The sequence below is a fragment of the Lacibacter cauensis genome, from assembly GCF_007830055.1.
Taxonomy (GTDB): domain Bacteria; phylum Bacteroidota; class Bacteroidia; order Chitinophagales; family Chitinophagaceae; genus Lacibacter; species Lacibacter cauensis.
Window position 1 is genome coordinate 37,957 of record NZ_VLLE01000005.1, and the last position, 16,373, is coordinate 54,329.

8 protein-coding genes are annotated in these 16,373 nt (G+C 39.6%); all 8 read left to right on the forward strand.

Going from position 1 to position 16,373, the window contains the following annotated elements:
- The first annotated feature begins 546 nt into the window (after positions 1 to 546).
- The 8 genes from IQ13_RS13845 to IQ13_RS13880 all read left to right on the forward strand — a co-directional run bounded on the left by IQ13_RS13845 (position 547) and on the right by IQ13_RS13880 (position 16,291).
- Complete coding sequence (locus IQ13_RS13845) at positions 547 to 1,122, forward strand: RNA polymerase sigma-70 factor (RefSeq protein WP_144886990.1); 576 nt, start codon at positions 547 to 549, stop codon at positions 1,120 to 1,122.
- A gap of 423 nt (positions 1,123 to 1,545) precedes the next feature.
- Positions 1,546 to 4,650: a SusC/RagA family TonB-linked outer membrane protein gene (locus IQ13_RS13850; protein ID WP_144886991.1), complete on the forward strand. Its 3,105-nt coding sequence runs from the start codon at positions 1,546 to 1,548 to the stop codon at positions 4,648 to 4,650.
- Positions 4,651 to 4,668: 18 nt separating this feature from the next.
- Complete coding sequence (locus tag IQ13_RS13855; RefSeq protein ID WP_144886992.1) at positions 4,669 to 6,501, forward strand: RagB/SusD family nutrient uptake outer membrane protein; 1,833 nt, start codon at positions 4,669 to 4,671, stop codon at positions 6,499 to 6,501.
- A gap of 80 nt (positions 6,502 to 6,581) precedes the next feature.
- Entirely contained in the window at positions 6,582 to 9,578 is a 2,997-nt protein-coding gene (locus IQ13_RS13860) for a SusC/RagA family TonB-linked outer membrane protein (protein ID WP_144886993.1), read from the forward strand.
- Between the two features lie 30 nt (positions 9,579 to 9,608).
- Positions 9,609 to 11,360, forward strand: a complete 1,752-nt coding sequence (locus IQ13_RS13865; RefSeq protein WP_144886994.1) for a RagB/SusD family nutrient uptake outer membrane protein — start codon at positions 9,609 to 9,611, stop codon at positions 11,358 to 11,360.
- Positions 11,361 to 11,391: 31 nt separating this feature from the next.
- Complete coding sequence (locus tag IQ13_RS13870) at positions 11,392 to 12,420, forward strand: DUF5627 domain-containing protein (RefSeq protein ID WP_144886995.1); 1,029 nt, start codon at positions 11,392 to 11,394, stop codon at positions 12,418 to 12,420.
- Positions 12,421 to 12,523: 103 nt separating this feature from the next.
- Positions 12,524 to 13,657 carry an endo-1,4-beta-xylanase gene (locus IQ13_RS13875; RefSeq protein WP_144886996.1) on the forward strand — a complete coding sequence of 378 codons (1,134 nt, stop codon included), beginning with the start codon at positions 12,524 to 12,526 and terminating at the stop codon, positions 13,655 to 13,657.
- Positions 13,658 to 13,828: 171 nt separating this feature from the next.
- A complete protein-coding gene (locus tag IQ13_RS13880; RefSeq protein WP_144886997.1) occupies positions 13,829 to 16,291 on the forward strand; it encodes a glycoside hydrolase family 95 protein in 2,463 nt (820 codons plus the stop codon).
- Positions 16,292 to 16,373: the final 82 nt, after the last annotated feature.

Below are 16,373 nucleotides of genomic sequence, written 5' to 3' on the forward strand. Positions count from 1 at the left end.
GCGTTTTGATCCGTTCTTTTTTCCAGTAATCAAACACTCACCTCATCTGCACAGCAGTCTTTTGTTCATTAGTTTTTGCACACTCCAGAAAATGTTTTAGCACTGCTAATGTAAAACTTGTTTGCCAAAAAAGTTTAAAGGGTAAAAAATAGACAAAAGTGTAATTGTTTGAAAATCAGACATTCTAATCGGTTGCATAAAATGGGAATAAACATTTGTATCATAAGTTTCAACAAATGAGCCAGCCTTCGGGAAAGGCAAAAATTAGTTTTGAGAGGCAATGATTTTTGAATGTTCTGCAGGCAACAAGAACGCTTGAACCAAGGAACTCAGAAAGAAATTGTACTGACTGATGCCGGTATTGAGATGTTGGAAATGGGAGTAGCAAACATGCTTATATCCCGATAAAACAGGTTTGTGCTTTGCCGGTATCAACACGATTGTTTAGTAAAAACAGACTAATCTTAATTAACTGCTTAGGATAATACGTAGGATTTCTATGTGGCTCCATGGCGTGTAATTAAGCAAAACCCTTCTGATTGCCATATGGAAGAATTACAAAAACTGCAACTACGGATTGCGATGCACGAAGACATCCGGGCATACCGGGAGCTTTACCTGCTTTTGTCGGAGGGTCTTCAACATTTTTCCTTTTCCATTACAAAATCCCGTGAAGGTGCTGAAGAAGTGGTATCTGATGCATTCGTTAAAATCTGGCAAATGCGCAGCCAGTTGCACAGCATAGATAACCTGAAAGGCTACCTGTATACAACCACCCGCAATCTGTCGCTCAACTATTTGGCCAAACGTTCGAAAGAGCCTATTCGTGTTTTACATGATGTTGCAGAAGAGTCATTTATTGAATGCAACAGCCCGGAAGAATTGATGATTGCAAGGGAAACATGCAAAGCCATCGATCGGGTTGTACATGGATTACCAGCACAGTGCAAAGCTGTGTTTCAACTGGTAAAAGAAGAGGGATTGAAATACAAAGAAGTCGCTTCGGAGTTGAACATTTCCGTGTTTACGGTACGTAATCAAATGACAATTGCTACCCGGAAAATAGGTAAGGCACTTTTATTTGGCGTAACGGAACCGGCAGGGTTGGCGATTTCGAATTGAGCTGTTCGAAATCAATTCAAAAGCAAAAGTTGTTGATGTTTTTATTAGTTGTAAAGAGCCAGGTAACAATTGCAACAGCATTCGGGATAAACTTTTTGCAGAAAAATGCAAATGCCTTTGGTACATAGTTAAGCCCTGGCTGTCTTTAATAAATGGTGGATTCTAAAAAGTGGAAAACACCGGACTTACAGCCTTTGTGTTGAAGTTTTGAAATAAACAGTTAACGATTTGAGCATTTCGGGAGAAGCAGAAAATGCAAAATGCTTGCACAACACTGCATACGCTTCTCAAAGAACTGCTAGAACTATTTAAATGATTGCTTAAGTATATGGATTCATCTTAACCAGGACTTTTCTGCATTTGGTATAGTATGTTTTAACAAACATCAACGAAATCAAGACTAACTCTAATAAATAATCAAGTATGAAATGCGTGGCTAAAAACTGGCTGCTAAAGCTAACTGTTGCCCTCTGCTGTATTTTATTAACAGGCTTGCAGGCATCGGCACAAGGAAATTCAAGAACCGTAACCGGTACCGTTAAAGATTCTTCGGGTGTACCTCTTTATGGCGCTACCATTAAAGTTAAAGGGACAGCAATAGCTACTTCAACCGATTCTTCAGGTTTATTCCGGATTACAATTCCAACAAAAGAAAAAATACTGGTCATAAGTTACGTTGGAATGGATGAAATGGAAGTTGGGATAGCCGACCAGACTGTTATTGAAGTAAGGCTTGGCTTAACCCGTACCATTTTAGAAGATGTGGTTATTGTTGGTTATGGCCGGCAAAAGAAGGAGAGTGTGGTAGGGGCTATTACACAAACAACCGGCAAAGTTCTGCAACGTGCTGGCGGTGTATCTAACATTGGTGCTGCTTTAACCGGTAATGTTCCCGGCGTTATCACTATACAAGGTACTGGTATGCCTGGCGCAGAAGATCCGTTGATTTTTATACGTGGACAAGGCACCTGGAACAGTGCAGGACCACTTATCCTGGTTGATGGAATTGAACGTTCGATCAATGGTGTAGATATTGGATCTGTTGAGAGTGTTTCTATCTTAAAGGATGCATCGGCAACAGCTGTATTTGGTGTTAAAGGTGCAAATGGTGTAGTACTTATTACAACGAAACGTGGTGTAGAAGGAAAAGCCAACATTAATATTACGGTGAACTCCACCTTGAAAGTTCCTTCACGTTTGCCGGAGAAGTATGATGCATACGATGCGTTAACTATACGCAATATGGCTATTGAACGTGAGCTGGGCATCAGTCCCGCATCATGGCAGGATTATACTCCGCAAGCAATCATTGAAAAATATCGCAATCCTGCAAATGCGCAGGAAGCGCAGCAATATCCCAATATTGATTGGCAAGCCGAATCGTTGAAGAAATTGGCAACGGCTCAAAATGCCAACATCAATATTTCAGGTGGTTCCAGTTTTGTGAAGTATTTCACTTCTGTAGACTTATTACATGAAGGTGATATCATGAAAATACCGGATAACGGTAAAGGGTATAAACCTGGCTTTTTTTACGACCGATTAAACATTCGTGCAAACCTCGATTTTAAGTTAACCCGCACAACAACGCTGTCTACAAATTTATCGGCGCTCTATGGTAAACGTCAGGATACATGGAGTGGTTTTGAATATTCCTGGTATCAAGGGATTTATGGTTTGGCACCCGATCTTTTTTATCCTGTTTACAGCGATGGTGCTTTTGGTTATTATCCCCTTGATCCCGTATCAACAAACAATCCTGCACACATTCTTTCGAACAATGGTGTAAGAAATACGAAAACCACACAAATGACTACTGACTTTATCCTTACACAGGATTTAAGTGCAATACTCAAAAACTTATCGTTTAAAGGTTCGTATTCATTAGATAATACGTTTGTTTCACAAGGTGGCCAATTTGATGATGGCAGTGCAATTGTGAAATGGATTGCACCCGATGGAAGAGTGCAATACCGTAATACAGCAGGCCCTAACCAGTTTGATTATATATTACCACAATGGAGTGTTAGACCTGATGCATTCCAAAACGGACAAACAAGAAGAAGACGTGTTTACCAGTTGCAACTGAACCATGCAATAAAAGTGGGTAAGCACAACATTACTTCAATGGGGTTATTTATGCGTAATGAAAATGCTGTAGGTAGCTCTTTCCCCGAATTCAGAGAGGACTGGGTATTCAGAACTACTTATAACTATGGTAACAGATACTTTGCTGAAGTAAATGGTGCGTACAACGGTTCGCAACGTTTTGGTCCTAATTACCGCTTCGACTTTTTCCCTTCTGCAGCTGTTGGCTGGACTTTGACAAATGAGAAATTCATGAAAAAAGTTGACTGGTTATCCAGTTTGAAAGTAAGAGCTTCTTATGGCCTTGTAGGTAATGATGCTATTGGCGGTAACTACCTTTATTTAACACAATGGACTTACGGAGGTCAGGCACGTATGGGTCAAAATAATGCAAACAGCCCATATGTATGGTTTAGAGAAAATACAATTGGCAACCCGGATATTCATTGGGAAACTGTTGCAAAAGCAAATTTAGGTGTTGACTTCAATTTGTTCAGAGGACTCATTGAAGGTAGCTTCGAGGTATACAGAGATCACCGTACAGATGTATTGATCAGCGGTAATCAACGTGCAGTGCCTGCTTATTTTGGTGGCACTCCTCCAACCGCAAATCTTGGTCAAACAATAGTACAGGGTTATGAAGTTGAAGTGAAGTTTAATAAAACGTTTAACAGGCAGCGGGATATTCGTTTGTGGGGAAATTTTGCATTGACACATGCAAAGGATGAAATCCTCGATCGTGATGATCCGAAATTACTCGATGATTATCTGAAGCAGGCAGGCTATCAAATCGGTCAGTACAGATCACAATTACGTGCAGGCTATTACAATACATGGGATGAAGTGTATGGCAGTAGTATTCTGGATCAAAACGATAATAATAAACTGCCTGGTAATTTTAATTTGATCGATTTTAATGGCGATGGTGTGATTAACAGCTTTGATAACGTACCATATGCTTATCCTGAAAGACCACAAAACACCTATACAGGAAGCATTGGATTTGATTACAAACGCTTCTCCATTTTTGTACAGTTTTATGCAGTTAATAATGTAACAAGAAATTTAACGCAAACAAACTTCAGTGCAGCATTGAACTCTGTATTTAAGCAAGGTGATTACTGGACAAAAGATAATACAGATGCAATTTCTCCGCTTCCACGCTGGAAGTCCAGACTTTATAGTTACGGTGATTTTTACAACTACGATGGATCATATGTTCGTTTAAAAACAGCTGAGATGTCGTATACCATTAACCCAACTTGGTTGAAAAAAACAGGTATACAATCAATGCGTGTTTATGTAAATGGTAACAATCTTCTTTTCTGGAGTAAAATGCCGGACGATCGTGAAGCAAATGTTGGTTCCAGCAACTACTCCGGACAAGGTGCATACCCAACAGTTCGTCGTATCAACTTTGGCTTTAACCTAAGCTTATAATTGAAAAAGTAATTAATTATGACAAAGCATTTTGTAAAATTAAAATTAGCAGCAGCTGCATTACTTATTATAGTAGGATTTGCATCGTGTAAAAAGTATTTAGACAGGCCTCTGGATGCAAACATTTCTGAAAAGGATGTATTTACAAGCTTTAGAAGTTTCCAGGGTTTTACAGAAGAGTTATATTCATGTTTGCCAGACATGTCTAAATCAACCTGGAATAACGAATGGAATACAGGTGATGATATACTGTCTACAACAAACGCCAATTACAGATTGAATGCGGAGTTTGATAATGGCAATTACAGAGCATGGCAAACAGGTGGTGGCGGCTGGGATAACAGCTGGCTTGATGACAGAGCGGCAACAACTAATCCTAATGAATGTCATGATAAAGGACTTTGGCCATTGTCATGGTATGGTATACGTAAGGCAAATCTCGGTTTAGCCAATCTTGAAATGTTAACATCTGCTACACAAGAGGAAAAAGATGTAATAAGAGGACAACTCCTGTTTTTCCGTGGATTCTTTCACTTTCAATTAATGAGCTTTTGGGGAGGTTTACCTTATATTGATACTGTTCTTTCAAGTTCTGTAAGACTTGAATTACCTCGGTTAACGTATAAAGAAACTGCTTTAAAAGCTGCTAAAGATTTTGAAGATGCTGCGGCTTTATTACCAAACAATTGGGATAATGCAGCAGTTGGCCAAACTACTGCAGGTAATAATCAGCAACGAGTAACTAAATCAATTGCGCTTGCTTATAAAGGGAAGAATTTATTATATGCAGCAAGTCCAATGATGAATAAAGCTTCAACAGGTACAAATGCATATGATGTAGAATTGTGTAAACAAGCGGCTGATGCATTTGCCCGTGTAATAAAAATGTCTGAGAGTGGAGAGTCTTTCCATAAACTACTGCCTTGGGATAAATACAGTGAAAACTGGTATACTATTTCTAATAACTCAAGACATCCGGGTTTTCCTGAAGTAATTTTTGGCCCTCCCACGTACGTAGGTTGGAAATCTCGTTGGTCGTTGGTAAATATGTTTATTCCGCCACCATTAGGTGGAGAAGCAGGTATTTCATCACCTGCAGCCAACTATGTCAATTATTTTGGTATGGCGAACGGTTTGCCACTTGATGCTACTGGTTCGGGTTATGATATTGCCGATCCATGGACTAATCGTGACCCACGTTTTTACAAAGCAATTACCTATGATGGCGTACGCATGATACGTGGTACCGCCAATGCAGCTTATCGTTTTGCCAACTTGTTTAACGGTGGTAATCTTCGCTTAGATAATACAGCCAGCCGTAGCGGCTACTTGGTACGCAAATTTGTAACAGATGGTTGCAACAATACAGATAATGAGTGGAATAATATTAATATCATCATTCCATATCTCCGTTTAGCAGATGTTTATTTAATGTATGCAGAATCTGTATTACATGGTTTTGGTACTCCGCAAAGCACAGCAACAGGTATGAGTCTTACCGCTGTAGCTGCAGTAAATAAAATCAGAACAAGAGCTGGTGTTCCGGATGTTGATGCAAGATTCCTCGGTTCAAAAGAGAGTTTCATGGGCGAACTGATGAGAGAAAGAGCAGTTGAATTAGCATTTGAAGGTTTAAGATGGCACGACTTACGCAGATGGGGTGTTGCCGGCGAAAAGAAATATACTGAGAAAACAGTGATTGATTTTGACAGAGGCACGAATGGCAAACCACTTAACCTTAGAGAGCGTGTAGTTGTAACAAGAGTGTTTGAACCAAAGCACAACTGGTTGCCTTTACCTACCAATCAAGTTAATCTTTACCCTTCATTCGGTCAAAACCCGGGATGGTAATACCACAAGTAAACGAACAGTATTAAACCTGGTAAAACGGTTCAATACTGTTATCGCTAATTCACGTTTAAATTTTAGAAATGAAGTATTTCAAAATATGTTGGATACTCTGTGCATTAATTTCACTTATTTCAACAGGAATAAACGCTCAGGAAGTTACACAGATAACGATTTCATCGGTTGTGTACGATGAAAAAGGAAATCCGGTTGATGGTGCAGTTGTATCAGGTAATCAAGGAAAAACAAATGCTTACACAGATAAAGCCGGTAATTTTTCAATTAAAGTTCCTCTTAATTCTGATTTAATAATCAGTGCAAAAGGGTTTAGGCTATCTGTTATAAAAGCAACAGCTACACTTGGTAACATTTCACTTAACAGCGAAGAAGCATTATACAGTGAAGTGTACCTTCCTTTTAATAAAATCAATAAAAAGGATGTAGCCGGTGCAATAAGTATTTTAAATCCGGAAAGTTATATCGATCAGGATTTTAACCTTACTGTTCAAGGTGGTATGAATGGTCGTGTTGCAGGCTTACTTTGGAGTAACAATATCTGGGGTTTAGAAAATGCGATTGTTATTATTGATGGAATACGCAGAGAGTTTTCAGATATTACATTTAACGAGGTGCAACAGATTTCAGTTTTAAAAGGTGTAAATGCTGTTGCTCTTTATGGAAGTCAGGCAGCTAAAGGTGTTATTTTCATTACAACAAAAAAGGGTGAAGTTGACGGCCGTAAAATTGGCATTCGTGTAAATACAGGTGTAGCAACACCAAGTGAACTGCCTAATTATCTCAACTCAGCTGATTATATGACCTTGTTTAATGAAGCAAGGCGCAATGATGGTCTTGCTAATTTGTACGATGCTGCAACTATTCAAAATTATACAACCGGAAGAAATATTTATCGTTACCCGAGTGCTAACTTTTATTCAGCACAGTATTTGAAAAAATTTCAAAACGCTACCGATGCAAATGCTGAATTTTCCGGCGGAAATAAAAATGCCCGGTTTTATTCAAACATCGGTTTTGCCAATAGTTCAACCTTGTTGAATGTAGGCGAAGGAAAGAATGAAAACGATAACCGGTTAAATGTTCGTGGTAATGTTGACTTAAAATTGAATGAACATATTTCGAGCTCGGTATATGTATCAGCAATCTTCAGCGAAAGCCGCAGAGCACGTGGTAATTTTTGGGCGAATGCTGCAACATTATTACCTAACAGACTCGCTCCGCTTATTCCGATTAGTTTAATTCCTGAAAGTAATAAGACATTATTTGCTTTAGCCTCATCAAGCCGTAATATCATTGATGGTAAATATTTGTTAGGTGGTGCGCAACAGTTTCAAACAAACCCGATAGCTGATTTGTATGCTGCCGGTTATGATATGAATATCAGACGTGTACTGCAGGTAACAAATCAAATTGATGCAAATCTCAGTACAGTAGTTAAAGGGTTGTCTTTTCACACACTGTTTAATTTGGATTATGGCAACTCTTATTTGCAATCAATAAGTAATACCTATGCAGTTTTTTCTCCCACATGGAGTTCTACTTCAAATGAAATAACAGGGTTGCAAAAATTTGGTGAAGATGCTCGTCCAGGTATACAAAATATCAATAACACAACACAACGACAAAACATTGGTTTTTCATCTTGGTTTAGTTATGATAAAGTTGTTGCAAACGATCATAATATTTCGGCAAAACTTCTCGGATTTACATCGTCTGTTTCTGTTAATGATGTCTATCAGCCCATTACCAATTCACATCTTGGCCTGCAGCTCGGCTATAATTACAAACACAAGTATTGGGTCGATTTCAGCAGTGCCTATGTTAATTCAACAAAATTACCTAAAGGTAACCGTGCAGCATTTTCGCCCACATTTAGTTTAAGCTGGTTAGCGAGTGCAGAAAATTTTCTTGTTAACTCAAAAAGTGTTAACCATCTTAAACTTTCTGCATCAGCCGGTATATTAAATACAGATTTGGATATAAATGGTTATTACCTCTACGAAGATATCTACAATCGTGGGGCATTTTTTACCTGGAATGATGGTGTGCAAGCGCAAACGCAGGCAACTACTGCAGCAAATGGAGCAAATCCAAATCTTGGTTTTCCAACCAGGAGAGAAGTAAATGCTTCTGTTGAAGCAGGTTTCTTTAATAACCTTATAACAATGCAATCTTCGTTCTTCATTACACAGATGGACGGGTTGCTTACGCAACGCTTTTCGCAATACCCGAACTATTTCAGTTCGTTTATTCCATACACGAACTATAACGCAAATAAACGTTCAGGCTTTGACTTAATGTTGAACATTAATAAGAAAATCGGCGATGTGCAATTTAGTCTGGGCACAAACCTTGTTTACTCAAAATCAACAGTTACAAAACGTGATGAGTTGTTTTTAGATGCTTACCAAAACAGAGCCGGTAAACCTCTCGATGCAATTTTCGGTTTGCAAAATGCAGGCTTCTTTAAAGATCAGGCTGATATTAATAACAGCCCCCGTCAATTGTTCAGTGAAGTAAGGCCCGGCGATATTAAATATGTTGATCAAAATGGCGATAATGTAATCGACAATCGTGATGAGGTGATGATTGGCAGATACATTGCTCCGTTTACTTATGGAATTAATTTTTCTGTTGCCTACAAAAACTTTAATCTGTTTGTTTTAGGCACGGGCAACAATGGTGGCTATGGCTTAACAAACAATAACTACTATTGGGTAAGTGGTGATCTGAAGTATTCGGAAGTTGTATTAAACCGATGGACTGAAGCAACGAAGAACACTGCTACATATCCCCGTTTAAGCTCGCAGCAAAATAACAATAACTTCCGCAGCTCCGATTTCTGGGTATATAAAACAGATCGGTTTAATCTAAGTAAGGTACAGTTAACCTATAACATAGCGAGCAACGTCTTTCGTAATTCAGTGTTTAAAGGTATGTTAGTGTATATCTCAGGATCGAATCTGTACACATTTGCTCAAAACAGAAAAATTCTGGAACTGGCTGTAGCCAGTTCACCCCAGCTCAGAAGTTATAATATGGGAATACGTGCACAATTTTAATGTAAGATTCAACACAGAAAACGGAATATCATGACTAATAAATTATTGATACTTTTTATAACTGTGCTTGCATTGAGTGGATGTAAGAAAGTACTTGAACCACTTGATGACAATCACAGAACTTTAAGCGATATCTATGCTGATCCGGGATATGCAGAAGGCGTTTTAATGAATGCGTATACCAGGCTGCCGACAAATAGCTATTCGTTTAATGATGTAGCAACAGATGATGCTGTTACAAACGACAAGTTTAATCCATTGCTGAATATGGCAACAGGCTCATGGTCTGCAGCGAATAATCCCGTTGATCAGTGGAACAATTCATACACTGCAATTTTATACTTAAATCTTTTTTTACGGGAAGTTGACAGCGTAAACTGGGCTCCATCAAGTAAAGATGTACGCAAACTTTTTACAGATCGGTTAAAGGGCGAAGTTTATGGCTTGCGTGCTTTGTTTATGTATAATTTATTGCAGGCGCATGCAGGTTACAGTGCAAGTGGCGAATTGCTGGGTGTGCCTATTATAACAGAAGCGTTGACTCCTGATTCTGATTTCAGAAAACCTCGTAATACATTTGATCAATGCGTTCAACAGATTTATACTGATTTAACCGAGTCAGAAAAGTATCTGCCGCTCGATTATGTAAATGTAACACAGGTGCCGGCTAAATACACAGGTATGGCTGTTGCAGATTATAACAGGGTTTTTGGCACGTTTAACAGGCAAAGAATGTCGGGCCGTATATTAAAGGCAATCAAAGCACGTACTGCATTGCTTGCTGCCAGCCCCGCATATAACCCACAGTTGACTGCTGCGAAATGGGAAGCAGCTGCAAATACTGCAAGTGAAATATTGAACCTGATTGGTGGTGTTAATGCCATCGACCCACAAGGTGCTTTATTTTACACGGCTGCTAATGTTAATGCACTTGATATTAACACATCGCCTAACTCGCCAACAGAACAACGGGAAATGTTGTGGAGAGGTAACATTGTAGTTACAAACAACTTGGAAAGAGATAATTTTCCTCCAACACTTTTTGGAAACGGAAGAGTTAATCCAACGCAAAATCTGGTAGATGCTTTTCCTATGGCCAACGGATATCCTATTACCAATCCTGCAAGCGGGTATGTAGCAACAAACCCTTACGCAAATCGTGATCCACGCTTACGTAACTATATTGTTGTGAATGGCGGTACTATTTCTAACAGAACAATATTTACAAAATCGGATGCTCCTACAAATGATGCTGTAAATCTGTTGCCAAATTCTACCAGGACCGGCTACTATATGCGTAAATTATTACGAGAAGATGTCAATGCAAATCCTACAGCACTCTCAACGCAGAAGCATTATCCGGTACATATTCGCTATACAGAAATCTTTTTGATTTGTGCAGAAGCTGCAAATGAAGCTTGGGGTCCGGATGGGGCAACCGCTCACGGTTATACTGCACGCAGTATAATACAAGCCATTCGCAAAAGAGCAGGTATTACACAGCCGGATGCTTATCTGGCGTCTGTTACCACGAAAGAGGATATGCGTAATCTTATTCGTAACGAACGCAGACTTGAATTATGTTTTGAAGGATTCCGTTTCTGGGATATGCGTCGTTGGAAATTGAATTTGACAGAACCTGCAAAAGGTGTAACAATCAACAGCAATGTATTTACAGTACAGAATGTTGAAATACGACAGTATTCTCCCGATATGTACTATGGACCAATTCCTTTAACTGAGGCGCAAAAAGCAAATCTTGTTCAAAATAAAGGCTGGTAATATTTGAATTATAACTATTAATGCTAGAAATATGAAAAGAGTTTTAATTATCTCTGCAATTTTACTCTCAGTTATTACAGCCTGTAATAAAAAGTGGGAGTTCCCCGACTATAAATATTCAACTGTATATTTTGCATACCAATCGCCCGTAAGAACACTTGTTTTTGGTGAGGATATTATTGATAATACACTGGATAATCAAAAGAAGTGTTTGATTATGGCTACAATGGGTGGTGTATACGAAAACAAGAAGGATGTAACGCTTTCTGTAGTTATCGATAATACACTCGCACAAAGGCTGAAATTTGGTTCGACATCAGGGAGCGATGTTATTGCTATGCCTTCAAACTATTATACACTGCCACAGGATATGAAGATTGTAATTCCTCGTGGAAAAGTAATTGGTGGAATTGAAGTACAACTCACAGATGCTTTTTTTGCTGATCCACGTTCAATAAAAAATACGTTTGTTATACCCATGCGCATTAATTCTGTTGTAAATGCAGATTCTGTTTTACGTGGCTCAACAACTAAATCAACTCCGGATCCACGACTTTCGACAGATTGGGCTGTATTGCCGAAAGATTATGTGTTATATGCTGTTAAATATGTAAATCCATTTCATGGTGTTTACTTACGAAGGGGTGTAGCAGAGGTAAGAGGTAATAATGGTAATACTGCGCTCGATACGAATCTGGTTTACAGAAATCAGTATGTTGAAAAAGATGAAATCTGTAACCTCTTTACGAAATCAATGACTGAAGACAGTATTTCCTTAAATTCAAAAAATAAGGGAAATGTGAATGCTCCTTTTCAACTTTTCTTGAATTTCGATAATACTGGCAAGTGTACTGTTGTTGGCCCTGCTACAGCAACGTATACAGTAACCGGTAACGGCACTTTTGTAAAGAAAGGAGATATGTTTGGTAACCAAAAAAGAGATGTGCTGCATTTGAAATACCAGGTGAACTTTGGTACTACGACACATAGCTTTACCGATACCCTCGTTTTAAGAGACAGAGGCGTAAAATTCGAAACATTCACCCCGGTAGTTTATTAAACACATTGGTTTATTACAGAAGTTGCTTTATGGATATGCAACAGCGGTTTCATAATGCAAGAGGATATTGCTGTTGATGAACAGCAACTTTAAAAAGTACAACATGCAAAAAAGTTTTATAAAAGGAATCGTTATAGCAGTTGGAGGATTTGTTTTTCTTAATTGCAGTAGTGTAAACAAAGTCAAATCTAAAAGTGATGTTCCCTCGTTAAAGGAAGCGTTTAAAAGCGATTTCTTCATCGGTACTGCATTAAATACAGCGCAGATAGAAGAGAAAGTTCCCGGGGCTGCGGTATTGGTTCCTAAGCAGTTCAATGCCGTAACACCTGAGAATATTATGAAAGCAGAGGTGATACATCCCGAATGGAACCGTTACAATTTTGAACTTTCTGACAAATTGGTTGCCTATGCTAAGAAGAATAAGATTGTAGTAAATGCACACACATTGATCTGGCACAGTCAATTGCCGCAATTTGTACGTCGCATAAAAGATGCAGATTCAGTGCGCATGTTTTTTAATGAGCATATTACTACAATTGCCAGCCGTTACGATGGTCAGGTGTATTCGTGGGATGTGGTGAATGAAGCGTTGAATGAAGATGGTACCATGCGTAGATCAATTTTCCTGGATAAACTCGGCGATGATTTTGTAGTGGAAGCATTTCGATTGGCACAAAAGGCTGCACCCAACACAAAGCTTTACTACAACGATTACAATATTGAGCAACCCAAAAAGCGTGCAGGAGCAATTGCACTTATCAAAAAAATACAGGCGGCGGGTGTGCGTATTGATGGGGTAGGTATTCAGGGGCATTGGCACATTAATCATTTGCCGTTAAAAGATATCGAAGAAAGTATTCTCGAATTTTCTGCATTGGGTATTGATGTGATGTTCACCGAACTGGATCTGAGCGTATTGCCGAATCCACGTGATATTGTTGGTGCCGATGTAAATCAACGTGCAGCTTACGAAGCAAAACTCAACCCATATACAGCGGGTTTGCCCGATTCTGTACAAACCCAGTTGGCGAAAAGTTACGAGGATGTGTTTCGCCTGTTCTTAAAGCATAAGGATAAGATAAGCCGTATTACATTTTGGGGTGTAGATGATGGACAGTCATGGCTCAACGGGTTTCCTGTTCGTGGCAGAACCAATTATCCCTTACTCTTCGATAAAGAGTTTAAACCCAAGCCTGCTTTTTACAGTGTAATAGCATTAAAAAGCAAAGGCAAATAACGCATTAAAAGTGTAAGCATAAGATAGAATAAAGAGTTTATTTCTCGCATAGCAATCGATAGTAAATCGTCCGCCGTTTCTACAGCGGACTTTGCGTTTGCATAAATAAACACAGGGAAATTGTTTGAAGGATGATTTATATTTAAACAATTACCAGTTCATACGTTTATTATGAAACATGTTGTATTTCTTTCGTTTCTTTTTAGTCATTGTATTTGTTTCTCTCAAACGAATACGCAATTAAAATTGTGGTACAACAGCCCCTCCGGCAACACATGGGAAAATGCATTGCCAATCGGCAACGGCAGGTTAGGTGCAATGGTTTACGGCAATGTATCAACTGAAACTATTCAATTGAATGAACATACCTTGTGGAGCGGTAGCCCGAACAGAAATGATAATCCGCTTGCATTGGATTCACTGGCTGAAATGCGCAGGCTCATCTTTGATGGTAAGCAGAAAGACGCTGAGCGTTTGGCCAACAGAGTCATCATCAGTAAAAAATCGCATGGGCAAATGTTCTTGCCTGCCGGTGAATTGCAGCTTCGTTTTGACGGGCACGACAACTACAGCAATTATTACCGTGAACTGGATATTGAAAAGGCCATAGCAAAAGCAACCTATACTGTTAACGGCGTCAACTACACAAGAGAAGTGCTGGCTTCATTTCCTGATCGTGCAATTGTACTGCATTTGACTGCCAGCAAACCCAACAGTATTTCTTTTACTGCTTTTTATAAATCGGTTTTGCCGAATGCACAACGATCAGTTGTTGCAGGAAAGCAATTGACCATCGCCGGTACGACTGTTGATCATGAAGGCGTAAAAGGGATGCTTCGTTACAAAGGCATTTCCGAAATAAAAACAACAGGTGGTACAACTTCTGCAACCGATACGTCTATTACTATTCAAAATGCAACGGCTGTTACCATCTATATTTCTATTGCAACAAGTTTCAATAACTACAAAGATGTAAGTGAAAATGAAAACGAACGTGCAGCAACGTATCTCAACAAAGCGGTTGTAAAATCGTTTCAGCAGATAAAGCCAGCACATATTGCAGCCTATCAAAAATATTTCAATCGAGTTAAGATCGATCTTGGTGTGACTGATGCAAGAGCACTTCCCACCAATGAACGGTTGAAAAATTTTGCAAGCACCAACGATCCGCAGTTTGCAGCCTTGTACTACCAGTTTGGCCGTTACTTATTGATCTCGTCTTCGCAGCCCGGCGGACAACCCGCCAACTTACAAGGTATCTGGAACAACAAAGTCCGTCCACCGTGGGACAGCAAGTACACCATCAACATCAATACCGAAATGAATTACTGGCCGGCAGAAAAAACAAATTTGTCAGAGTTGCATGAGCCGTTATTAAAAATGGTGAAGGAATTATCAGTAACAGGTGTGCAAACAGCAAAAGACATGTATGGCGCAAGAGGTTGGATGGCGCATCACAACACCGACATCTGGCGGGCAACCGGTGCAGTAGATGGTGCATTCTGGGGAGCATGGGCCAATGGTGGCGGTTGGTTAAGTCAGCATTTATGGGAACATTATTTGTACAATGGCAATCAAACATTTTTAGCAACAGCATATCCTGTATTAAAAGGTGCGGCGTTGTTCTATGTTGATTTTTTGATAGAGCACCCCACGAAAAGATGGCTGGTGATGAATCCGGATATGTCGCCGGAGAATGCACCCAAAGCACACCAGGGTTCTTCACTCGATGCAGGCACAACCATGACGAATCAGATTGTGTTTGATGTGTTCAGTTCAACCATTCGTGCTGCGGAAATTTTAAAGAAAGACAAAGCATTTGTTGATACGCTGAAAAAAATGCGTGCCCGTTTGGCGCCGATGCATATTGGTCAGCATGGGCAATTGCAGGAATGGCTTGATGATATTGATGATCCCAACGATAAGCATCGGCACATTTCACACCTGTATGGTTTGTTTCCGTCAAACCAGATCTCCGCTTACCGCACGCCGCAATTACATCATGCCGCAAAAACTACTTTGTTGCATCGGGGCGATATTTCAACCGGCTGGAGTATGGGTTGGAAAGTAAACTGGTGGGCAAAAATGCTGGACGGCGATCATGCATTTCAACTCATCAAAAATCAACTCACGCCGGTTGGTACAAATGAAGGTGGCGGAGGTACCTACAATAATCTCTTTGATGCGCATGCACCTTTCCAGATTGATGGAAATTTCGGATGCACATCGGGTATTACGGAAATGCTGATGCAGAGTGATGACGGTGCTATTCACTTGCTTCCTGCACTACCAACTGTTTGGCAAAATGGCGGAAGCATTAGCGGCTTACGTGCAAGAGGTGGTTTTGAAATTGTAAGCCTGGAATGGAAAAACGGAAAGGTTGTGAAAGCAGTGATCAAATCAACCTTGGGTGGCAATTTAAGAATCCGGGTACCCAATCAACTGAAAACAGTAAGTGGTGCAGCATTGAAAAATGCAGTTGGCGAAAACAACAATCCCTTTTATGCAACAGAAAAAATCAAAGAACCGTTTGTTTCTGAAAAGGCAACACTTGCACCAGTCGAGTTAAGTAAAACCTTTTTGTATGATATAGCCACAAAACCAGGGCAAATCATAACGATGTCAGCCGAATAAGGGGTTAATCTGAACGGCTGTGTTGTGTAATATTTTCCGCTGTGGTTTTTTGGAAGTTTAAGATTGGTGAGCTGTATAACTT